Origin of the sequence: Thermoleptolyngbya oregonensis NK1-22 (assembly GCF_032705245.1) — a bacterium.
GTDB lineage: Bacteria > Cyanobacteriota > Cyanobacteriia > Elainellales > Elainellaceae > Thermoleptolyngbya > Thermoleptolyngbya sichuanensis.
Map to the genome: position 1 here is coordinate 2,167,989 of NZ_CP053540.1, position 20,758 is coordinate 2,188,746.

At 59.2% G+C, this 20,758-nt stretch carries 16 protein-coding genes; 7 read left to right on the forward strand and 9 right to left on the reverse strand.

All coding sequences use genetic code 11. From position 1 onward, the window contains the following. Positions 1–24: 24 nt before the first annotated feature. Together HNI00_RS09355 and HNI00_RS09360 are read right to left on the reverse strand one after the other, a co-directional pair. Entirely contained in the window at positions 25–387 is a 363-nt protein-coding gene (locus tag HNI00_RS09355; protein ID WP_205370549.1) for a hypothetical protein, read from the reverse strand. 261 nt (positions 388–648) lie between these two features. After that, a complete protein-coding gene (locus HNI00_RS09360) occupies positions 649–1,848 on the reverse strand; it encodes an HhoA/HhoB/HtrA family serine endopeptidase (protein WP_316792725.1) in 1,200 nt (399 codons plus the stop codon). A 580-nt stretch (positions 1,849–2,428) separates the two neighbouring features. Here HNI00_RS09360 and HNI00_RS09365 point away from each other — a divergent pair. Then, on the forward strand, positions 2,429–2,800 hold the full coding sequence (locus HNI00_RS09365) for a metal-sensing transcriptional repressor (protein ID WP_316792727.1): 372 nt from the start codon (positions 2,429–2,431) through the stop codon (positions 2,798–2,800). 75 nt (positions 2,801–2,875) lie between these two features. Here the strand turns inward: HNI00_RS09365 and HNI00_RS09370 are convergent, their stop codons facing one another. The 5 genes from HNI00_RS09370 to HNI00_RS09390 all read right to left on the reverse strand — a co-directional run bounded on the left by HNI00_RS09370 (position 2,876) and on the right by HNI00_RS09390 (position 7,185). Beyond that, positions 2,876–3,454 carry a glycoside hydrolase family 24 protein gene (locus HNI00_RS09370; RefSeq protein WP_420156337.1) on the reverse strand — a complete coding sequence of 193 codons (579 nt, stop codon included), beginning with the start codon at positions 3,452–3,454 and terminating at the stop codon, positions 2,876–2,878. Positions 3,455–3,636: 182 nt separating this feature from the next. After that, entirely contained in the window at positions 3,637–4,296 is a 660-nt protein-coding gene (locus tag HNI00_RS09375) for an SDR family oxidoreductase (protein ID WP_316792731.1), read from the reverse strand. Between the two features lie 140 nt (positions 4,297–4,436). Beyond that, positions 4,437–5,180 carry an NUDIX hydrolase gene (locus tag HNI00_RS09380; protein WP_172354052.1) on the reverse strand — a complete coding sequence of 248 codons (744 nt, stop codon included), beginning with the start codon at positions 5,178–5,180 and terminating at the stop codon, positions 4,437–4,439. Then, on the reverse strand, positions 5,129–5,740 hold the full coding sequence (locus HNI00_RS09385; protein ID WP_297079002.1) for a nicotinate-nucleotide adenylyltransferase: 612 nt from the start codon (positions 5,738–5,740) through the stop codon (positions 5,129–5,131). The genes HNI00_RS09380 and HNI00_RS09385 overlap by 52 nt, the downstream gene beginning before the upstream one ends. 92 nt (positions 5,741–5,832) lie before the next feature. Next, entirely contained in the window at positions 5,833–7,185 is a 1,353-nt protein-coding gene (locus HNI00_RS09390; RefSeq protein ID WP_316792735.1) for a nicotinate phosphoribosyltransferase, read from the reverse strand. Between the two features lie 518 nt (positions 7,186–7,703). Here HNI00_RS09390 and HNI00_RS09395 point away from each other — a divergent pair. Continuing rightward, positions 7,704–8,297 carry a MarC family protein gene (locus tag HNI00_RS09395; RefSeq protein ID WP_172354055.1) on the forward strand — a complete coding sequence of 198 codons (594 nt, stop codon included), beginning with the start codon at positions 7,704–7,706 and terminating at the stop codon, positions 8,295–8,297. Between the two features lie 191 nt (positions 8,298–8,488). Continuing rightward, complete coding sequence (locus HNI00_RS09400) at positions 8,489–9,241, forward strand: DUF3153 domain-containing protein (protein ID WP_316792738.1); 753 nt, start codon at positions 8,489–8,491, stop codon at positions 9,239–9,241. A gap of 148 nt (positions 9,242–9,389) precedes the next feature. Here HNI00_RS09400 and HNI00_RS09405 read toward each other — a convergent pair whose 3' ends face one another. Continuing rightward, positions 9,390–10,586, reverse strand: a complete 1,197-nt coding sequence (locus HNI00_RS09405; RefSeq protein WP_316792740.1) for a glycosyltransferase family 2 protein — start codon at positions 10,584–10,586, stop codon at positions 9,390–9,392. Positions 10,587–11,122: 536 nt separating this feature from the next. Between HNI00_RS09405 and HNI00_RS09410 the strand changes: the two genes are divergently transcribed. Then, positions 11,123–11,611 (forward strand): hypothetical protein, encoded by a 489-nt coding sequence (locus tag HNI00_RS09410; RefSeq protein ID WP_316792742.1) that lies wholly within the window; start codon positions 11,123–11,125, stop codon positions 11,609–11,611. A 19-nt stretch (positions 11,612–11,630) separates the two neighbouring features. Here HNI00_RS09410 and HNI00_RS09415 read toward each other — a convergent pair whose 3' ends face one another. Next, on the reverse strand, positions 11,631–16,514 hold the full coding sequence (locus HNI00_RS09415) for a two-partner secretion domain-containing protein (RefSeq protein ID WP_316792743.1): 4,884 nt from the start codon (positions 16,512–16,514) through the stop codon (positions 11,631–11,633). 314 nt (positions 16,515–16,828) lie between these two features. Here HNI00_RS09415 and HNI00_RS09420 point away from each other — a divergent pair, with 314 nt between their 5' ends. The 3 genes from HNI00_RS09420 (at position 16,829) to HNI00_RS09430 (ending at position 20,495) form a co-directional block, all read left to right on the forward strand. Further along, positions 16,829–17,602, forward strand: a complete 774-nt coding sequence (locus tag HNI00_RS09420; RefSeq protein WP_316792744.1) for a hypothetical protein — start codon at positions 16,829–16,831, stop codon at positions 17,600–17,602. A 308-nt stretch (positions 17,603–17,910) separates the two neighbouring features. Beyond that, positions 17,911–18,573 (forward strand): response regulator transcription factor, encoded by a 663-nt coding sequence (locus HNI00_RS09425; RefSeq protein ID WP_420156338.1) that lies wholly within the window; start codon positions 17,911–17,913, stop codon positions 18,571–18,573. Between the two features lie 2 nt (positions 18,574–18,575). Then, positions 18,576–20,495, forward strand: a complete 1,920-nt coding sequence (locus tag HNI00_RS09430) for a sensor histidine kinase (protein WP_316792747.1) — start codon at positions 18,576–18,578, stop codon at positions 20,493–20,495. The last annotated feature ends 263 nt before the right edge of the window (positions 20,496–20,758 follow it).

Sequence of the window (20,758 nt, forward strand, 5' to 3'; positions counted from 1 at the left end):
CGTAAGTCCTGACGTTATTCATCGTTACTCAAAAAAAGAAGTCCTATAGGAGACGCGACCCTCTCGATCAATTGAGATATATCGCCGCTTTTGAAGCTCATAGACAATGAGTTCCTTATCTACCTCGGAGATGCCTCCCTGGAACTGAAACATTGCCCCAATCGAATTCAGTAACGTAGTCTTTTTGGTCGGCTTGGACTTGAGTAGCCGTTCCGCAACGTACTGGATCGTTTCTGGGTCGTGGGCCCGGGATTCTTTTTGATCGGGATGTGCTTCTTCCTCTTCTTTGCGAGCTAGCTGAATGAGATGCTGAGCCAGCCGGAACTTTTCCCGATACGTCAGTTCCTCGCAAATATCCAATATTTCGTTGTAGGCTTCGCTGTTCATCTCAGGCTTTGTCCGTCTCAGTCTTGATTCAGTGTATTGTGTGTCGAATATCCATTCTCTCTGGTGGCGCTACGAGTGCAACGGGTGGCAGCCCCGCAGACGCTTGACTGGCAATCCAAAATTGCAAATCGAAAATCGAGAATCGATAAACGCCAAAGGCAGAAGGTAGTCTACCACGCGGCCAGAAAGCAGCTAGAAAGCGGCAGCAAGTACCGCTTTCTAAAGATACGTCAGATACGTTAAAAATATGCTGGTTTCGCCTTAGCGGAGGGCGCTGCTGCTCTTCCCAGCGGGTTGCAGTTCTGCTGTGCGTACCGACAGCGTGCGGGTCAGATCGCCGCGCTTCACGGTAATCTGGAGCGGCTTGCCCAGTTCGCTGTTTTCCACAAGGGTTTGCAACTGGTCGGCACGGGTAATGGCTTGCCCATTGACCTGCGTAATCACGTCGCCGCGACGGATGCCGCCCTTGGCAGCGGGGGAATCGGGCACAATCCCCATCACCAGCGCCCCGTTCACCTCTGGCAAAATCAGGGTCGCGTTGGGGTCTTCGTTGTTGTCTCGCGCTTGTTCTGGAGTCAGCGTGGCAATTTGCACGCCCAGGTAAGGGTGCTGCACAGACTCGCCGCGAGCCAGTCGGGTGGAAATGTCCTTGGCTTTGTTAATCGGGATCGCAAAGCCGATGCCCATTGCATTGGCGCGGATGGCGGTGTTGATGCCAATCACTTCGCCCTTCTCGTTGAGCAGGGGACCGCCAGAGTTGCCGGGGTTAATCGCGGCATCGGTTTGAATAAAGTCCAGGCGTTTGTCGGGAATGCCCACGTCAGCACTGGAGCGGTTGAGCGTGCTGACGATGCCCAAGGTGACGGTGTTATCCAGTCCCAGGGGATTGCCAACGGCGATCGCCCAGTCTCCCACCTGCACCGCGTCCGAGTCGCCCAGCGTTGCCACCGGAAGGCGATCGCTCGTGTTGATCTTCACCACTGCTAGGTCGGTCACTTCGTCTACGCCGCGCACCTCGCCATCAAACTGACGGCCGTCCTTCAGGCGCACCGTCACCCGGTCGGCATCGTCCACCACATGGGCATTGGTCAAGATCGTGCCATCGGCGCTGATGATAAATCCCGACCCCTGTCCGCGCAACCGCTCCTCATAGCGACCGCCGGGGGGCATCAGGCCATCGCCAAAAAACTGACGGAAAAAGGGATCGTTGAACATTGGGTCTACGTTTCGGGAAACCGTGCGCTCCGTGTCAATCCGCACGACCGCCGGCCCGACCCGGTTCACCGCTGCTGCCACAAAACTGCTCCCGCGCGCTGCCCCCACGGGCACATCAGCCGACGCGGCCGGAGTGGTCAGCGGATTTAGCAACAGCAGCCCACACAAAAACACCATCATCAGCCGCGCCACAATCCGACGCAGCGCTTGTAACTTCAGCCCATTCATGAACCTGTCCCGTTGCATGGCAATTTCTCGTCTCGCGCAATAACTCTGAGCGTGCCGGAACGCCCTTGATGCATACAGCGCTCCATCCCATATCTTAGCGATCGCCCTTCGTCAGCGACAGTCCAGCGGCGGTACGGTTTTCAGGACTGGGCTAAGATGAAGGCAGTTCGGGTAGCCGATGGGCTGCCCCTATCACCTGCTCTGTGGTAGCTAATGTGTACACGCATCTCGATTTTTTGCGTAAGGCTCTGAAAGATCCCCCTAAATCCCCCTTAAGAAGGGGGACTTCCGATCCAGTTTTCTCTGCTGCGGGTCACTCTGGCTCCAGTCTTAAGAAGGGGGACTTCCGATCCAGTTTTCTCTGCTGCGGGTCACTCTGGGCCCGGTTCCCCCTTAAGAAGGGGGACTTCCGATCCAGTTTTCTCTGCTGCGGGTCACTCTGGGCCCGGTTCCCCCCTTGTTTAAGGGGGGTGGGGGGGATCACAGCACTGCCGCTCAAGCATGAAGACTTGCGTGTACACAGTGGTTGTCAGTGATTGTCAGTGATTGTCAGTAAGTGTCGTAGCACCGTCCGTTTTGTACCTTTCTTGCCCCTATCATGACCGCCCCCAAGCTTTCGCAAAACAGCCCTGAGCATTCCCACCCGCAGTCTGATGCGGCACACCTGCATACCGATCCCGCCACGCCCGAACACGCCCACATCCACAGCGAGGAATCGCTCCGGCAAATCCTCAATCGGCTGTCTCGGATCGAGGGTCATATTCGCGGCATCAAGCTGATGGTGCAAGAAAGCCGCCCTTGTCCTGATGTGCTGGTGCAAATTGCTGCTGTGCGGGGAGCGCTGGATCGCGTGGCGCGGGTCATCCTGGACGAACACCTGACCGAATGCGTCGGCCGCGCTGCCCAGGATGGCAACATCGAGCAAGAATTGGAAGCCCTGAAAGCCGCGCTGGATCGGTTTTTGCCGTAGATCTGGTTCCGGTAATTGCTCTGGGTTCTGGTCTGGGTTTTGGTGTGGGTTCTGGTGACTGTTCTGGCGACTGTCTTAATTCCCGGCGATCGCCAGTTCCTCCCGCAGCATCTCCTCGTAGATATAGGGCAGCGAGGCGCTCATGGAATTGGTTTCGATGCCGTAGCCCAGACTGGTCCAAGTGGGGGAAAGGATATACAGCACCTCCTCAATTGCCCCATCGCGCAGCAGTTGGGCCAGGTCTACGCCCCAGGCCTGGGGGTCGCTGAGCCAGGCATAGACCACGGCATCCTGATACTCTGGCTCAAAGCTGTAGCTGCGCCAGCGCCACAGGCCAGACGGGTTGGGGTGATAGGTCTGGGCCTGCTCTAGCCAGGTGGAGGTGATGAACTGGTAGCGGCCCGCAGCCGTGGTGCAATCGCCCAGATTGGGCCCTGCGACGATGGGAACGCAGCGATCGGGATGCTGGGAAAAATCCTCGAAGCGATCGCCCCCATAAATCAGCGAATAGGGCCGCGGATCGTTGGACTCGCTGGCAGAAATCGTCCGCATTAGCGCTCGAATATAGGGATCGCCGCCCTTCATCCGTAGGGGAATCGGCGTGACGCTGCCGACGGGTTCTCCACTCTGCGGCAGAGATCCGTCCCAGCCCATCACTTTTTCCACGACAGGCAGCGCCATCAGCGCCAGCGCCCCCATCAGCAAAATGCGGGTCACAGCGCTGCGCTTGGACGGCAGCGGCTTGGGGGATGAGGTTGGAGAAGGAGGAATCAGAGTCACGAGTTGGCAAGAAGGTTCAGCATTGTGGAGTATCCAGTGGAGTATCCAGCCTGGATTTAGGCGATCGCCCCAAACAGTTCACCATAGGAACGGGCGGGGGCATCGGGACGGGCCACCACTTCCACAATCTTATTGCGGGCTTCCGGTAAGGTTAGCGCTTCTACGCAGACTTCCGCCACCTTTTTGCGGGGAATGCGCCCGTCAAACAGCGTGTCTGCGCCCTGCATCACCACCGCATCGGGCAGGTCGTCTTCTAGCAGCCCGCCGGGCCGCACGATCGTATAGGTCAAACCGCTCTGCTGAAGGTATTCCTCCGCCTGTTTCTTCCACACCAGGATTAGCCAGAACAAGTTAAGCGGATGAAATAGCTTGGACACGCAGAGCGACGACACCAGAACAACGTGCTGAATGCCCTGCGCTTTGCAGGCATCCACCAGATTCTTTGTGCCTTCCAGGTCTGTTTTGTAAGGGCCCGTTGGGTCGAAGTTGGGGGCGGCTCCGGTGGCGCAAAGCACGACGGTACAATCGGCGATCGCCGCTTTTAGGCTTTCCGGTTGCAGCACATCGCCCACCACCAACTCGGCAGCCGGGGGCAACACCTCGCGCCCCCGCTCCAGATTTCGCACCACCGCCCGCACGGGAATCTCTCGCCGCACCAGTTCTTCCACAATGCGTCGCCCCGTGCGCCCCGTTGCGCCTACCACACAAGCCTTCATCGCGATTCCTCCTGAATTTCAAGCCCTGAACGTCCAAGTTTGGCCTGTCCGTTCCCGTTGCAGAACCTCCCAAATCCTACCCCAGCCCGCCCGCATTCCAGGTCGGGAAATCTCGCTCTGAACTGTGTAGCTACCCGATGTTAAATAAAAACCAGGGGTTTGTCTTTGAGCGGGGCAAAGGCATCGGCATCGAAACGGTAGAGGCTGGCGGGTCGGCCCGCGCCCCGCGACACCTTGATTCCTGTATCGGCCAAAAATCCCAGCTTCAGCAAGCGCGATCGAAAGTTGGAATAGTCTGAAAAATTTTCGCCCAGCACGGTGGTATAAAGCTGGTACAGATCGCCGAGGGTAAACAGTTCGGGCAGCACCTCAAAGGCGATGGGGCTATATTCCAGCTTGTTTCGCAGGCGGCGATAGCCATATTGCAAAATTTCCTGATGGTCAAACGCTAGGTCGGGCAACTGGTTCATGGGATACCAGGCGATGCCGCTGACCCCGTCGGCAATCAGTTCTGCATCTGCCAGCCGCACCAGCGCAAAGTAGCTCACCGACAGATAGCGCACGCCGTAGCGGTTTGGCGCTTCTCGCGGATCGCGCTGGGGCCCGCCAAAGGTATATAGCTGTTCTAGGTACAGGTTATTGACCCGAATTTTTTCGGACAGCACGCGATAGGCCGCGTCCTCCAGCGATTCGCCCTGGCGCACGAGCGTCCCCGGCAGCGACCAATAGCCCAGGTAGGGGTCGTTGTCGCGCATGACCAGCAGCACCAGCAGCCGATTCTGTTCCGTATCGACAGAGAAGATGACGTTATCCACGCCCACTTTGAAGTCTGCTAGCTGGTGTGGAGTGGAGTCACTAGGCTTGCGGGAGTGTCGTCCTGGCATGAGGTGTAGAGGCGCTGTTGGTGAATATATGCCTCGATGGGAGGAATGAGCAGGTGCGGGTCTTTGTCGGTGCGGTAGGCGGTGGACGAGGCGGGAATGCCTTCGTGGGGGGCGATCGCCACCGTTGCCCCCAGTTTCCGCAGCGGCTCCAGATCCGCCTCTTGCAGGGGATAGCCCGGTCGGGGCACCACCAGCAGCCGCACCGCCTGCAACAGCGCCTCCACCTGATACCACTTGGGCAACTGCGCCACCAAGTCAGACCCTACCACCAGCGTAAACGTCGCCCGCTTCCATCGCCTCCGTGCCCGGTTCACCGTCACCAGCGCTCGCGGATGGCTGAGGTCAGGATAGACGTGCAAATTCCGGCGAGGCGGGTGAATTGCCGCCACCATGAGCCGCAGCATGGCCGTGCGATGTTCCAGTGGCGTTTGGTGCAGCTTGAACGGGTTGTCCGAAGCCCACACTGCCACCTCATCAAACTGATCCGCTAGCCATACCAAAATATCCTGGTGGGCGCGGGTTGGCGGGTCGGCGCTGGTTCCAAAAAGGGCGATGTGCATATCAGGGGCGAGGGGCTATGGGTTAGGAGTGGGGGATTGATTTGAGCGTTGTCTTTATCTGCACAACTCGGACCCATCCGATTAATCGGCGGTTATCCCATCAGCCGCGCCTGCGTCTCTTCGGTCAGGCTGTGCAGCGCGGGCGTGATTTCTGGCGTGTAGGGGTCGATGCAGATGACCTGACGGAGGGTGGAGGGGAGGGCGGCAACGTTGGCGCGGGTGCGCTGGGCGATCGCCTCTAGGGGTTCGGAGTGGGAAAGGCGCTGCCCCTGCTTCATCACCTGTTGCAGCAGCGGTTGGGCGCTGGGGTGAGATTCGGTGCAAAGACCAAGGCGATCGCCCCCAAAGCGCCCGTCTTGCACCAAGCGAAACACCTGCTTGCGACCGGGGTAGGTGGCTTTGCCGCTGGAGCCTTTCAGGGTCGGGATGTTGTCGATTTCGACGAGCTTATACACGCCGTTGACCGGAGAACCCGTGACCAGTTTCGTACCAAAGCCATAGCCGTCGATGAAGGCTCCCGCCTGTTGCAGCCGCTCGACTTCGTACTCATCCAGGTCGCCGCTGGCAAAGATGGGAACACCGGGAAGGAGCGATCGCACGGATTTCGACAGTTCCACCAGATCGCCAGAATCCAGCCGCACGCCGCCCAACTCCAGCCCTTCCAGTTTCATCCGCTCGGCTAGCCGGGCCGCCGCCGCCTCAGAATCGTAGGTGTCGATCAGCAGCGGTGCCTTGGGAAAGTAGCGATGAAACGCCGTGAATGCATCCTGCTCACTGCCCTCCAGTGCCTCCAGCGCCATCACCAGTGCGTGAGCCATCGTGCCGCTGGGCTTGCGTCCCAGTTGCAGCGCCGCCAGCACGTTTGAGGTCGCGTCTAACCCCGCCGCCAGAGCCGCCCGCGCCGCCCAGATCGAAGCCTGGGGACTAAAGGCCCGCCGCGTGCCAAATTCCAGCAGCGTTGCTTCGGGGCCGGCCAGATCTCGCAGCCGCGCCGCCCGCGTCGCGATCAGGGTTTGATAGTTCAGCGTGTTCAGCAGGTAGGTTTCCACCAGTTGCGCCTGCCAGAGGGGGGCTTCGATCCGCAGCATTGGCTCATGGGCAAACACGACCGTCCCCTCTGGCACGGCCCACACGTCGCCGCCAAAGCGCCCGGTTTCCAAAATGTCCCAAAACGCAGCGGGTGCATGGTCAAACAGTCCGGTAGCCCTCAGTGCGTCAAGCTGGGACGTGCTAAATTTCAACTGTTGCAGGTAATCCAGGGCTTGTTCAAGCCCCATTGCCACCAGATAGCCAAAGCTCTGGGGCAGCCGCCGCACAAATAGCTCGAAGCTGGCGGGTCGCAGTGCTAGGTCTTCGCCGACGTAGCAAGCCGCCATTGTGAGCTGGTAGAGATCGGTCAGCAATCCGTAGTCTGCGGGCGTAATGTTCAGCGCAGAGGCAGCCATAAACCAGGTTGGCGAGTGAGAGGGGAGTCAGCTTCAGCCATCATTAGCCACTATCAGCCACCATTAGCCGTCATTGGCGATTGAAGATGACAGGACTTACGCACTTGTGATAGGTTTTCTGGGCTTTGGACAACTTCTCGCGGGTTGCGCCCGCGAGAAGTTGTCCAACTGCGTAAGTCCTAGATGGTTGAAATTATAGTAACTTCAACCATAAATGTCTATGGCTAACTCAGGTTATCTTGAAAGAAATGCTCAGCAGAGCGATCAATAGACGGTCAGGCTGTGCCCAGTTTTACTAAAAAAAACCAAAACTGCGGGCAGAACTTTCATGAAGATTGCGTTGGAACGCTTCTTAGAAATCTTAAGCATTTTCGCCTGGACTGGTCTTCTCACCTGCGGCTAGTGTTGAAACCAAGCCCCGCTGTCTGGTGAGCGTCTGCTCCAAGTCTGGGGAGACTCTCTGGGGCGATCGCCCTTACCTGCCTGCACCCTGGGATTTACAACGCCGCACCTGCCCTATGGACATTTCCGTTCTCACGCAAACATTTCTGGCAATCTTTGTGCTAGCCGATCCGCTGGGCAATGCGCCGATCGTCGTGCTGCTTACCAAGGGCATGGATCTCGACCAAAAAAACCGCGTGGTCGATCGCGCTACGCTGGTCGCCACCCTGATTTTGCTGGGTTTTGCCTTTGTCGGTCAGCCGATTCTCACCTATTTGCATATCAGCACGGCCTCGCTGAAGGTGGCGGGCGGGCTATTGCTGCTGCTCGTGGCGCTGGATATGTTGCAGGGAGAAATTAACACCTATGAGGCGGAGCAAGAGCGCGACGTGGCGATTACGCCACTGGCACTGCCGCTGCTGGCGGGCCCCGGTGCGCTCACCACCGTCACGTTGCTCATGGCTGATCGTCCTACGGCTCGCCTGAGCGTGGTGCTGGGGATCGTCTTATCGATGTTCGTGACCTGGATCATCGTGCGCCAGTCTACCCGCATTGAAAAATGGCTGGGCGAAACCGGAACCACCATCGCCGCAAAGCTTCTGGGCTTTATCCTGGCAGCACTGGCAGTAGAAATTGGCAGCGCGGGAATTCGAGAACTATTTTTGTCCTAATTTTTGTCCTAAAGGTTGTCCAGCGGGTTTGGGGTGGGCGTGATGGCGTTTTGATGCGTTGGGGAGAGTTGATGGTGGGATGATGAGATCAAGAGAGTGTTGAAGGATTGGAATGAGACAACCTTGGGCTGTATTTAAGCTCATTCCTCATCCCCAGACCTCACATCTGTTCCCCTGCCAGATTCCCAGCTATGCGCCGCCTCCTACCGCTGCTCCTCCTCTGCCTCTGCCTGACGGGCTGCATTCAATACGACGTGGGCATTACCTACGACAGCCAGACCCACGGAGAACTGGTGCAGCGGATTCGGCTGGATGGGCAGATTCCGGCGGCACGGCAATCGACGGCGCGGGCATGGCTGGATGGACTGGAGCGACAGGCACGGAAACTGGGCGGCAAGGTGCGCCACCCATCGAAGCAGGAGTCGCTGATTACCATTCCGTTCAATAATGGCAAAGACTTAGCTGCAAAGTTCAACCGCTTTTTTAACCCGTCTGCGGAGGAGCGGCGGCAGCTTTGGGGGCCGGATTTGGCGGAACTACCTGCGATCGCCGCTCGGATGAGTGTCCGTGAAACGAACCTACTGCTGGTGCAGCGCAATCGGCTGAGTTTAGATCTGGACTTGCGATCGCTCGCCGTTCGGGGAGCGGATGGCCGCCTGCTGGTGTCGCCCGGTGGTCTGCTGGATGCCGATTTCAGGCTCGACACGCCTTGGGGAGTGCGGCGCGTGGACAGCACCCCAGCCGCAGAGGTGGGCGATCGCGGAGCGTTTCCGAAGGAAAATCGCCAGCTTGCCTGGAGGCTGGAACCCGGCGAGCTGAATCATTTGGAGGCGGTGTTTTGGGTTCCCAGTCCTCTAGGTTTAGGAACCGTGGCGATCGCCCTCATCGTCGGCATCGGTATGCTGATTAAAGCGTTGCTGGAGGGGGATGGGGGAGTGGAGTGATGGGGGAGAGAAAAAACGAAAAACGAAAAACGAAAAACGAAAACTGGAATCCCTTTGCTCTTCCCTCTTCGTTCTTCCCTCTTCGTTCTTCCCTCTTCGTTCTTCTCTCTTCGTTCTTCCCTCTTCTCTCTTTCCCCCTCCACCCCTCCTAGCTCCCAACCTCTGGCTCTCGCTCTGTCCGAATCCACTGGGTTTGACGGTTCGTGAAGAAGCCGAAGTAGCGGGGAATCTTGCGAAGTACGTAGAGCGGAATGCTCAGCAGCGCATGGGCGGGGATCAGCGCTGTGCCAAAGCGAACCCATGCGCCGGAGATTGCGCCCAGCAGCAGGCAGCCCTGGGCCAGCAGCAGCGCCGCAGGCAAAGGAGAGGCACCCAGCGGCAGGGCGATCGCCGCCAGACCCAAAGCCATTGCCCACAGCATCACCAGCAGCGATAGGGGCGGCACGGCCAGATCGAGGGCGATCGCCAGCAGGTCAACGCGACCCCGCCGCAGCGCTTCGCCCAATAACCGGGGAACCTGAGTCATCAGCGTGTGCAGATGGCCATGCTCCCATCGGGTGCGCTGCTGGTCGGCGGCGGTTCGGCGGGCGGGCAATAGCCCCATCACGTAGGCGGTGGCGCAAAACAGGGGAGGATGGCCGGCGATCGCCAAGTCCAGCCCAAGCTGCATATCTTCCACAATGTTGCCGCTGGCCAGGGACACCTGCCGAATCACGTCCCAGGGAAAGGCCATGCCCGTGCCCGTTAGCAGCGACGGTAGCCCCAGGCGGGATAGCCCCAGCAGGCGCACCTGATTTTTTACTAGAAACGCCAGGGAGGACACAGCGCTGGCGGCACTGGGGCGGGGCGGCGTTTCCATCAAATAAACTGCCTGCACCGGGCGATGGGTTGCCGCCGATAGGCTGGCGATATCGGACAGTGCGCCAGCGTTCATCCAGCAGTCTGCATCGGCCATCACCACCACCTCTGGCGGGTTTTTGGCGAGGTGGCGCAGCCCAAAATCCAGCGCATAGCCCTTGCCGCGATGGTCGGGATCACGCCGCTCAATCACCTCCGCTCCGGCCGCAAAGGCCACTGCTGCCGTGTCGTCGGTGCAGTTGTCGGCCACCACCAGCAGGCGATCGCCCGCCTGGAGTTGCGACAAAATCGTGGCGATCGCCGCGCCAATGCCCGCCGCTTCGTTGTGAGCAGGCATCAGCACCGCCGTCCGGGGATGCACTCTGCGGCCGCGCATTCTAGGCGCAGGCAGCGGCAGTAGCGCCATCGCACATTCCACAAACAGTACCAGTACGGGCACCAGCAGCAGCCCCGCAAGACCCAGTAGCAAAAAATTAAGCAACAGCATACGGCTTCGCCTTCAGCGACCAACTTGAGACGCGCAAATCAAGACATATAAACCAGCGCTCTCTTAGTGTGGGTGGAGAAGGGCAGCGGCTAACTCCGAAAACTCACGCAATTTGCCGACAGGAAAGGCTCGTTGAGAAAGTGCATACCTGTACACCCCCCTACAAGAAGGTGTGAATAGCTGATGTTCAGCTAAGTGGGTTTAGCAAAGCATAATCCGCGATTTGCAAAATCCTGCAATGCAGATTGCATAAAAGCGCAATTCCTTAGTCGCAAAGCCGCAGGTTCAATGACCCGTTTTGCTCTGCGACTTGGCGCAAAGGCGTAGTGACTTCCCGGTTCCACCTCGGTAGGCTAATAAGTGTCAAGTAAGTGTCAAGTAAGTGTCAAGGCAACGCGCGGCAGAATCGCAAAAAAAATTGCAGAAAAAATCGTAGAGCCACGCATCAGGGCGATCGCCCTATATTCCTGAACCCGTTCCAACCCGTTCCGATCTGATTGCACGCCCCTTAACCAATCGAGAAGAGGACATTCACCATGACTGCTACATTCGCTCCCACACTTGCCCCCCAACGGATTGCCAATTCTGCTCCCAAGTTCGTTCGGAATGCTATTCGTAATGTCGCCTTTCCGCTGTCCCCGGTTCCCGAATTTGAGCGTTCCGTGTTTGATTGGACCGTCATCACGTTGACAGTCGGTACGATGATCTTTGGAATCTTTGGCGTGTTGGGCGGGTCGTTTGCCCAGCGGGCCAGTGCCGCAGAAGTTCCCCCAACCACCGAAACCCAGGTGCAGCCGAATCCTGGCAGCGCGGCGGATTTGGGCGGTGTGGTGGTGCCGTTCTGCTACTTTCCTGAAGACCCGACGATCTGCTTTACCAGCGTGGGAGACGGTGGCGACGACCCCGTGCAGCCGGGCCCTGCTGTGCGGCTGATCAAGCCGCCGCTGATTCATGTCCGCCCTACGCTTTCGCCGATGGAGCCGGAGCCGCCCGTTTTGCCGATTGTGATTGCGCCGCTCTCTTGAGATGGGGCCGCGGCTCACGCTAGAGGGCTGTCTCAGAGTCACATTCTCGGCTCAGCACTAGCCGCCCGTCGGTTAATTCATACACGCCCTGCGGTTCGATAATGGGGTCGCCGGGCTGCCAGGAACGGCTCTGGGGCAATGGCTCTGGGGTCGTTTCGGGTAGCGGCTGCACGTCTCCGGTGGGGAAGGGCGACAGCGACGCATCCCCCGGCGCGTAGGGCAAGCCGCCAGACCCCGTGATGATGAAGCGACCCGATTGGCGATCGCGCACCACGCAGCTATTGGCCAGCAGTCGCCCCTCGTCTATCGAGGCATCTGCTAGCGGCGTGAGGCTATTTTGGACGCTGCTGGTATCGGGAGTGATGATTTGCCCAGGGGCGGTTTGTCCTGAGGCGTTTAGATCCACCTGGTCGTTGCGGTCAAAGTCATTTGCGCTGCCGGGGGGATTCGTCTCGCTGAAAAAGGGCGGGAGCGTGATGTTGCCGCCACGCCCCTCGGCTGCTTGACTAATAATGTCGCTGTCGTCGAAGGCGACCACGCCCGCGCCGCCGATGGTGATGTTGCCGCCGTCGCCTCGGCTATTGGTGGTGATGTCGCTGTCGCCCTCCAGCACCATGAGGCTGCGGGTTGACCGACTGCCTGTGTTGATTTCGATATTGCCGCCGGAGGAGCGGGGGGCGCGGGTGGTGATGTCGCCGTCAGACATTTCCAGGCGATCGCCCGTGTTGATGCGAATGGTGCCTGCTGTGCCGCGCCCCCTGCTGGCGGCAGTGATGGCGGCGCGTTCGGTGAGGAACAGGCTGCCCGTGTTCAGCGTGATGCTGCCGCCTGCGTCTCGGCGGCTGGCGGCGGTGATGTTGCTGTTGGTCAGAGAGGTGCGATCGCCCACGATCAGCGTGATGTTCCCCGCCGTGCGCCCTCCTGTGTTAGCTGCGGTAATGGCGGCGCGTTCGGTGAGGAACAGGCTGCCCGTGTTCAGCGTGATGTTCCCGCCTGCGGCGAACCGTCCTGCGGCAGTGATGTTGCCATTGTTCAACTGCGTGCCGCCGCGAATTGCGATGTTGATATCGCCTGCATCCCCCTGCCCTGCGGTTTGGGCAGAAATGGTGGCGCTGTCCAACACCTGCAAGCTGTTGCCGCGCAGCGTGATGCTGCCGCCGCGTCCTCTGGAGTTGGGCTGGGTATCGGCAAATAGCCCGCTCTGCCCATCGCCTGTGTTGGCGACCGCAGTGCCAAATTTTTCGCGGCGATCGCCCACCGTTGGATCGCTGCCCGAAAACAGAATGTCGCCGCCCTCCAGCGTAATGCTACCCGCCCGCCCCCGCCGCAGGGCGCTGGCAATCACCTGGCCGCCGCCCGTCGCCTCAAACTCGTTGACCAACAGGCGAATGCTGCCGCCCCGACGGTTGTTTTCGCTGAGTGCATATACCGCAGCCCCATTTAGAATTCGCAGACGATCAGCTCGAATGAAAATCTCGCCGCCGCGCCCCTGTGCGCCAGAATTCGTATTGGTAAATAGAGCGCTGGAGCGCCCTGTTTCATTGGTGAAGCCTGCCAGTCGGACATTGCCCGTTGCGATCACTCGGATGTTGCCTGCATTGCCCTCTCCGCGTGTATTGGCAACCAGTTGGGCCCCACGGGTGATGGCCAGCGATCCGGTTCTGATGTTCACTCTGCCACCCTGTCCTATACCACCAGTTTCTACGCTGCTGAAGATGGCTGTGTCGGTGCCAGAGAGAAAAATGCGATCGCCCGCCCGAATATTTACTTGACCCGCATTGCCCCGTCCGGCGGTGTTGGCCACCAGCGACGCGCCATTGGTGAGAAACAGCGAACCCGTCTCGATGTCGATCGCGCCGCCCCGTAGCCGAACGTCGTCGTCCAGCGCCAGCGTATCTGCCCCCACGCTGCTGAAAATGGCAGTGCCGCTGCCGTCGAGTAAGATACGATCGCCCACTCGAATCACCACGTCTCCCGCATTCCCTTCAGCGCTCGTGCTGGCGACCAGTTGCGCCCCGTCGGCAAGCTCCAGGCTATCGGCCGTAATGTTAATATCGCCGCCATTTCCTACTGCATTTCCTTCAACATTGGCAAACGCGACGCTGACCTGGCCGCTTGGGCCGGTTCCAGCAAAGCGAACTCGCCCTGTTGTGTGGATAATAATATCGCCGGAATCACCTTTACCCAACGTGCCTGAAAGCAGTCGCGCTCCGTCCAGCACGAACAGATTACGACCTCGAATATCGATATTGCCACCTTCACCATTTCCACCTGCACCCACTCGGCTGAAGGCAGAGGAGGGCAACGAGCCGTTGGCGCTGCGTCCCTGAAACGTCACATCTCCGGTGGCTCGGATAATCACGCTGCCTGCATCGCCCTGCCCGTCAGTATCTGCCTGGAGTTGAGCGCCATTCGTAAGGAACAGAGAGCCTGTTTGAATATCAATATTGCCGCCTTGCAGTCGAGTGCTGTCGTCTAGCGCCAGGGTTTCTGCCCCCACGCTGCTGAAAATGGCAGTGCCGCTGCCGTCGAGTAAGATGCGATCGTTCGCTCGAATTATCACGTTACCTGCATTACCCTGTCCACGAGTATTAGCCAGTAGTTGAGCGCCATTCGTAAGGAACAGAGAGCCTGTTTGAATATCAATATTGCCGCCTTGCAGTCGAGTGCTGTTGTCTAGCGCCAGGGTTTCTGCATTGATACGGGTGAAAATGGACGTGTCCTTACCGTCGAGTAAGATGCGATCGCCCACTCGAAGAATCACGTCTCCCGCATTCCCTTCAGCGCTCGTGCTGGCGACCAGTTGCGCTCCGTCAGCCATCTCCAGCACGTTGGCGGTCAGGCTGATGTTGCCTCCATCGCCTACCGCGTTTCCCTCTGTATTGGCAAATACTACGCTGGTTTGTCCAGTGGGACTGGTTCCGGCAAATCGCACTCGCCCGGTGGCATTGATGATGAGGTTGCCCGAATCGCCCCTTCCGAGCGTGCCTGCTGTCAGCCGTGCCCCGTCCAGCACAAACAGATTGCGGGATTGAATGTCGATGTTGCCGCCATTACCCTGTCCATCTTCTTCCACGCGGCTAAAGGCGGCGGTTGGCAATACACCATTTGGGCTACGTCCGCGAAAGGTGACATCGCCCATCGCCCGAATCGTGATGCTGCCTGCATCGCCCTGTCCATTTGTGCTGGCGATCAGTTGCGCTCCATCGGCGAGGTTCACGGTTTCGGCGGTAATGCTGATGTTGCCGCCCCGTCCGATGCCGCCCTCTTCAACATTGGTAAACGCCACGGTGGTCTGTCCGCCAGCCCCAGTGCCAGCGAAGCGCACCTGATTTGTAGCGTTGATCAAGATATTGCCTGAATCGCCTGTCCCCAGTGTGCCTGCAAACAGCCGTGCCCCGTCCAGCACAAACAGGTTGCGGGCTTGGATGTCGATATTGCCGCCGCGTCCTCTGGCTCCTTCATCAACGCGCACAAAGGCGGCGGATGGCAGCGAAGTATCAGTAGGGCTGCGGCCCTGAAACGTCACGTCTTCGCGGGCACGGATCAGAATGCTGCCTGCGCTGCCCTGCCCTTCGGTGTTGGCGAGCAGTTGCGCTCCGTTGATCAGCACCAAAGACCCCGTGGTGATTTGAATATTGCCGCCCTGGAGCTGAATGCTGTCGTCTAGGGCCAGGGTTTCTTCTCCCACGCGGCTAAAGATATCGCCGCCGTCCAGCAAGATGCGATCGCCCACCGTCAGAATCACGTTTCCCGCATTGCCCTGCCCCAGGGTACTGGTGCTGATCTGGGCCGTGTCTAGCAGTTCCAGTTGATTGGCCACAATTTCCACATTGCCCGCGTTGCCAATCGCGTTTTCATTCACGCGGTTTCTCACAAGGCTGTCTTCTGCGATTCGCACTGTGCCCGTTGCATTCAGCCGGAGGTCGCCCGCCTGGCTGCCCTCTGCGCCGAAGCTAGATTCGATGCCCGCCTGCAACTCGCTATCGCCCAGCAGCGAGATGTTTCGGGCGGTGACGTTGATATCGCCCTTATCCCCCAGCAGCACGTCCACAATTGCGCCATCGGTAAAGGTCACGTCACCCCGCGCCAGCCCGTCGGGAATCACCAGGCTCCCGTTAGGGTTTAGTTGCACCGTGCCGCCCGCCGCCACTGCACCAATGTCGATGCGGCCGCCAAAGGCGCTCAACAGCCCCCCTTCGACCTGCACGTCGCCCCCCAGCAGCGTCAGGCTTTGCCCGTTGGGAACCCGCAGCCCCACCAAAAACGGGTTGCCTGGAGCAACAGGCGTGACGGAGCGGTTGACGATGGTTCCTGCGGCCACTTGGTTGAAAAATAGCGCCGAGGGATTGATGGTCAGCAACGCCGACGGAACTTCGGGGGCAGTGGCGCTGAAGCGTCCCAAATCGCCAAACTGGAAGCCGCTGGCGGTGGTGGCCAGGAAAGACCCCTGGAGGTCGAGGCTGGCGGCGGGGCCAAACAGGATGCCGTTGGGGTTCAGGAAATACAGGTCGGCGCTGCCCAACACGCCCAGCCGTCCCAAAATGTTGGAGGGGTTGCCCCCGGTGACGCGGCTAAAGATGGCTTCTACCCCGGCAGGATTGGCGAAATACGCGCCGCGCCCCGCGTCGATGTTGAACTGTTCAAAGCTGTGGAACAGGTTTGCGCCGCGCCGGGCCCCGCCATCGATGCGATCGCTCAAAATGCCCTGAATCAGCACATCCCGCGTCACCACGGAGCTTTCTGCCCCCAGCGTGCCATCTTCAAGAATTGCCTGCGCCTGGGCAGCAGACGGCATGGTCAGCAGGCCCAGGGCCACAGCAAGGGTAAAGGCTGTGACAGTTCCCTGGGGTGGACTAGACCAAGCAGGGCGTTGGGACAGGGGGCGGGATGGGGGACGCATAGACGCTTTTCGGAGAGCAAAAGTTGCCTGTAGTCTACCATCCTGCTTTTGGGTGAAACGCACCTAAAAAGTTCATTAAATTCAGCAGTTTTAGCGGTTCTCCCCTGGGGCCATTGCAGAAAAGTGCAAGCAAGTTTTCAGGTTTCGGCAAATCCTTTGAGCAAAAACTTCAGCCCAGGGGCTGGGGCACTCCGATATAGTTCGAGTGTGGTGCAGTTCCAGTTTGGGAAGTGTCCCACCCCAGCCCAACTTGAGCGGTTCAGTTCTTAAACCACTATTTCGCGTTTGCGATTCCGGGTTCCTTTGTGATTTCTGTGCTGTTGATCGGTTTCCTGGTTTGGCTGGCAGTGTTTCATTGGCAAACGCAGCGAGCCTTGCGGTGGTGGTTTGAGCAGCAGCACCACTGGCTTTGTCGCGAGGCGGAGCAGGTTCGCAACGGCCCTTTGCAGAATACCTTCGTCATGCGGCGACAGTTGGAAATGAACTTGGAAATGAACTCGGAAATGAACTCGGAAAGGAACTCGGAGGCGCTGAGCAACCCCCTGACCCAGCAGCCCGCCTGGATGGCCCAGGTGACGCAGTTAAATGGGCAATTGGTAGGGCAACTGGTGCGGTTGAGTGATGAACTCTCGCCGCCGTATCTGGAAACCAGCCTGCCGCTGGCGCTTCAGGCGTGGGCGCAGGAGGAGGGTCTGTCAGGGCTGCTGCTGTGTTTACCGTCGAGGTGGCCAGTAGAGCCGACGCTGCGGGTGTCGCTGCTGCTGTCGATGTTGACGCATCTGCTGCGGGGAGCGATGTCTGGGGGAGACGGGCCAGCGGCGATCGCCCTGGAACTGGCGGAGCGATCGCCCCTCGGCATCGGTCGCATTGGCGTACTGACCATTCGGCTGGAGTATCCGACGGTGGCGGCGGCAAGGGCGGCCGGGCGATCGCCCCAGTGGGCGCTGCTCAGTCGTGCCTTTGCGGTGCTGGCTCCGGGCCGCTGCACCCGACGGCGACAGGCGCAGCGCATGGTTTGGCAGTTTCGCTGGCGGCTCTCGCCAGACCCATCGCCCCCTGATGCTGAACTCAGGTTGAACTCAGATTGAACCCAGATTGAACCCAGATTAAACCCAGGCTGAACTCAGATTAAACCCAGGTTTAACTCAGATTGAACCCAGATTAAACCCAGGTTGATTCACGATTGGATCGATTGTCTCATCCCTGCGGATCGCGCAATGCTGTCTTGGATCAGCCCCCATCCACGTTATGACAAGAGTAAGGACGGCGCATTATGATGACCAGAACACTCGCCTTTAACCCAGCGATCGCAGCGGGCAAGCCCCAAAAGCGGCGATCGCAAATGACCACAGCGCTGGCGCTTAAGCTAGAGAGGGAGAAACGACGGGAGGCGCACATGGCGGGATCTTCTACCCTGAAGAAAATTGTGGTGGTGGACGACCATGAACTCGTGCTGAACAGCACCGTAGAAGCCCTCCGGCAGCAGTATGTCGATGCCCAAATCACCACGGCCCAAACCGCAGCCAGCGCCCTCGCCCAGATTGCCCAAACCCAGCCCGATCTGGCAGTGGTCGATCTGGCGCTGCCCGAACAGCCGGGCCAGGCTTCGCGCCCAGAAGTGGGGCTGCAACTGTTGCGGACGCTGATGCAGCAATATCCCGGCCTCAACATTGTGGTGCAAAGTGCCAATGCCAAGTCGCTGGTGCGGCTGAAGCCTGCGATCAATGCCCACGAGGGCGGTTTCATTATTGCCGACAAGAGCCTGTCGCTAAAGGAAATGCTGACCAAGGTGGAGTGGGCGATGCAGGGGCTGGTGTTTACGCCGAAGGAAATGCGAACTGGGCTGGAAATCAAACCGGAGTGGCTGGAGGTGCTGCGGCTGGCGTTTCATGAAGGCTTGCAGGATAAGGCGATCGCCGAACGGATGAGCGTTGCCGAGCGCACCGTCCGCCACTATTGGACGCAGGTGCAAAATGCGCTGGGCGTGTATCCCGACAGCGGCAAAAACCAGCGCATCCAGACCGAAATCCGCGCCCGCGAAGAAGGGCTGATTGACTAGCTATGAACAAGCGGCAAACGCCCTGGGCAGCGCTGCGGCGCGAGTGGCGCATCTGGAAAGCGGGGGCGCTGCCGGGGCTGGCGGTGATTGGGCTGGTGGCGCTGCTGCGGCTAACGGGCAGCCTGCAAGTGCTGGAACTGCTAGCGTTGGATCTGCTGCTGCGGCTGCGGCCGGCCGAACCCACCGACCCGCATCTCCTAATCGTCGGCATTGATGAAGACGACATCGAGGCGGTTGGGCAATACCCCATTCCCGATGGGCAACTGGCGGCGCTGATCGAGACCTTGCAACAATCGCGGCCGACGGCGATCGCCCTTGACCTATATCGCGATTTGCCCCAGGAACCTGGCAGCGCCGAACTGCAAGCGCTGTTTCGCAGCCAGACCAACCTATACGGCATTGAGAAAGTGATTGGACGGGCGATCGCCCCGCCCCCCGACCTGCCCGATGAGCGAGTTGGTTTCGCAGACCTGCCCACCGACCTAGACGGCAAACTGCGCCGCAGCGCCCTCGGCAGCTACAACGCGGAAAAGACCGAGTTTCGTTTCTCTCTGGCGCAACGCCTAGCCGAACGGTTCCTGTCGGAGCGCGATATATCGCTTGCAGGCGGCATTCGCGATCCCTACGCCATGCGGTTTGGCCCGGCGGAACTGCCCCGCACCCAGCCCAACACAGGCAGCTATCACCAGATACCGCTCATGGAAGTGGAAACGCTGCTGTTTTTCCGCAGCGGTTCTCGACCGTTTGACCTGGTGACCCTGCGCGAGGTGCTGGCGGGGCAGGTGTCGGCCGACAAAGTGCGCGATCGCGTCGTCCTCATCGGTGTCGTTGCGCCCAGCGTCAAAGATACCTTTAACGCTATGGCCGCCGTTACGGGTGTCCCAGAAATCCCGGCGGGCACCATCGCCGGAGTCGAAGCCCACGCCCACGCCACCAGCCAGATCATTCAGGCCGCGCTCTACGGGCGGCCGCTGCTGCGCGACTGGGCAGACCCCTGGGAATATGGCTGGCTGATTCTTTGGGGCATTTTGGGTATCGGGCTAGGGCGGTTTCTGGTCAGTCCCCTGCGGATTCTGGCGGGGCTGGGGCTGGGGTTAATCATGTTGCTGGGGCTGTGCTTTGCGCTGCTGCTGGTGGGCTGGTGGGTGCCGCTGGTGCCTGCGCTGCTGGCGTTTTTCCTGAATGGGGTGGGGCTGACGGCGGCGCTGTTCTATCGCCACCAGCAGGATTTGAAGCTGCAATTGCGCGATCGCCAATATGTCATCGACCACACCTTCAACGCCATCCACAGCGGCCCGCTGCAAACCCTGTCGCGTCTGCTCAGCAAAACGCGGTCTGGCCACTTGCCCGAAAGCCAGTGGGAAACCGAGCTAGAGCATCTCAACCGGGAACTGCGCGTCGTCTACGATTCGGTTCGCAAAGAAATCCTGACGGAAGACGGCAGCCTCTACCTGTCCGAAGACCAGGCTCTTGATCTCAACGGCCCCTTTGAGGAAGCGCTGTACGAAGTCTATGACCACACGCTGCGGCGAGATTTTGACTGCTTTAAGACGCTGAAATTGCGCCTGACCACGTTTGATCCGCTGGAGACTGCTGGGCTGACGCTAGAACACAAGCGAGAACTCTGTCGGTTTCTGGAAGAGACGCTTTGCAACGTGGGGAAATACGCCGTTGGAGTCACCCAGTTGAACGTCGTGTGCAAGCAGGAAAACGGTCAGAATCTCATCCGCGTGATTGATAACGGCAAAGGAATAGACCCCGAACAATCCATCAAGCCGCCTGCGCTGGGAGGACGCGGCACACAGATCGCGGAAAGCATCGCGAATCAGCTTGGTGGCAAATTTCGACGAGAGCCGATCACGCCCCACGGAACGCTGTGTGAATTGATGTGGAACCCTAGCAAGATTCGATTTTGGACGTGAGGTGGAACTTTGGACGTGAGGTTGAACGGAATTCTGCTGCTCTGCTGTTTTCTGCAAGGGGGATGACGGTTTTGGGCGATCGCCCCCTCCCAAACTCGCCAGCGATCTTGCCAAACTCTTCATTGGCAAAAGGAATTTTCTCCGATAGCCTAATGCATAGGTGAATGAGCGCATTGATATAGAGTCTGATCGAAGGGGCAAGGCGAAGGAACAAGGATTAGGGCAGACACCAAAACCCAAAATCCAAAACCCAAAATCCAAAA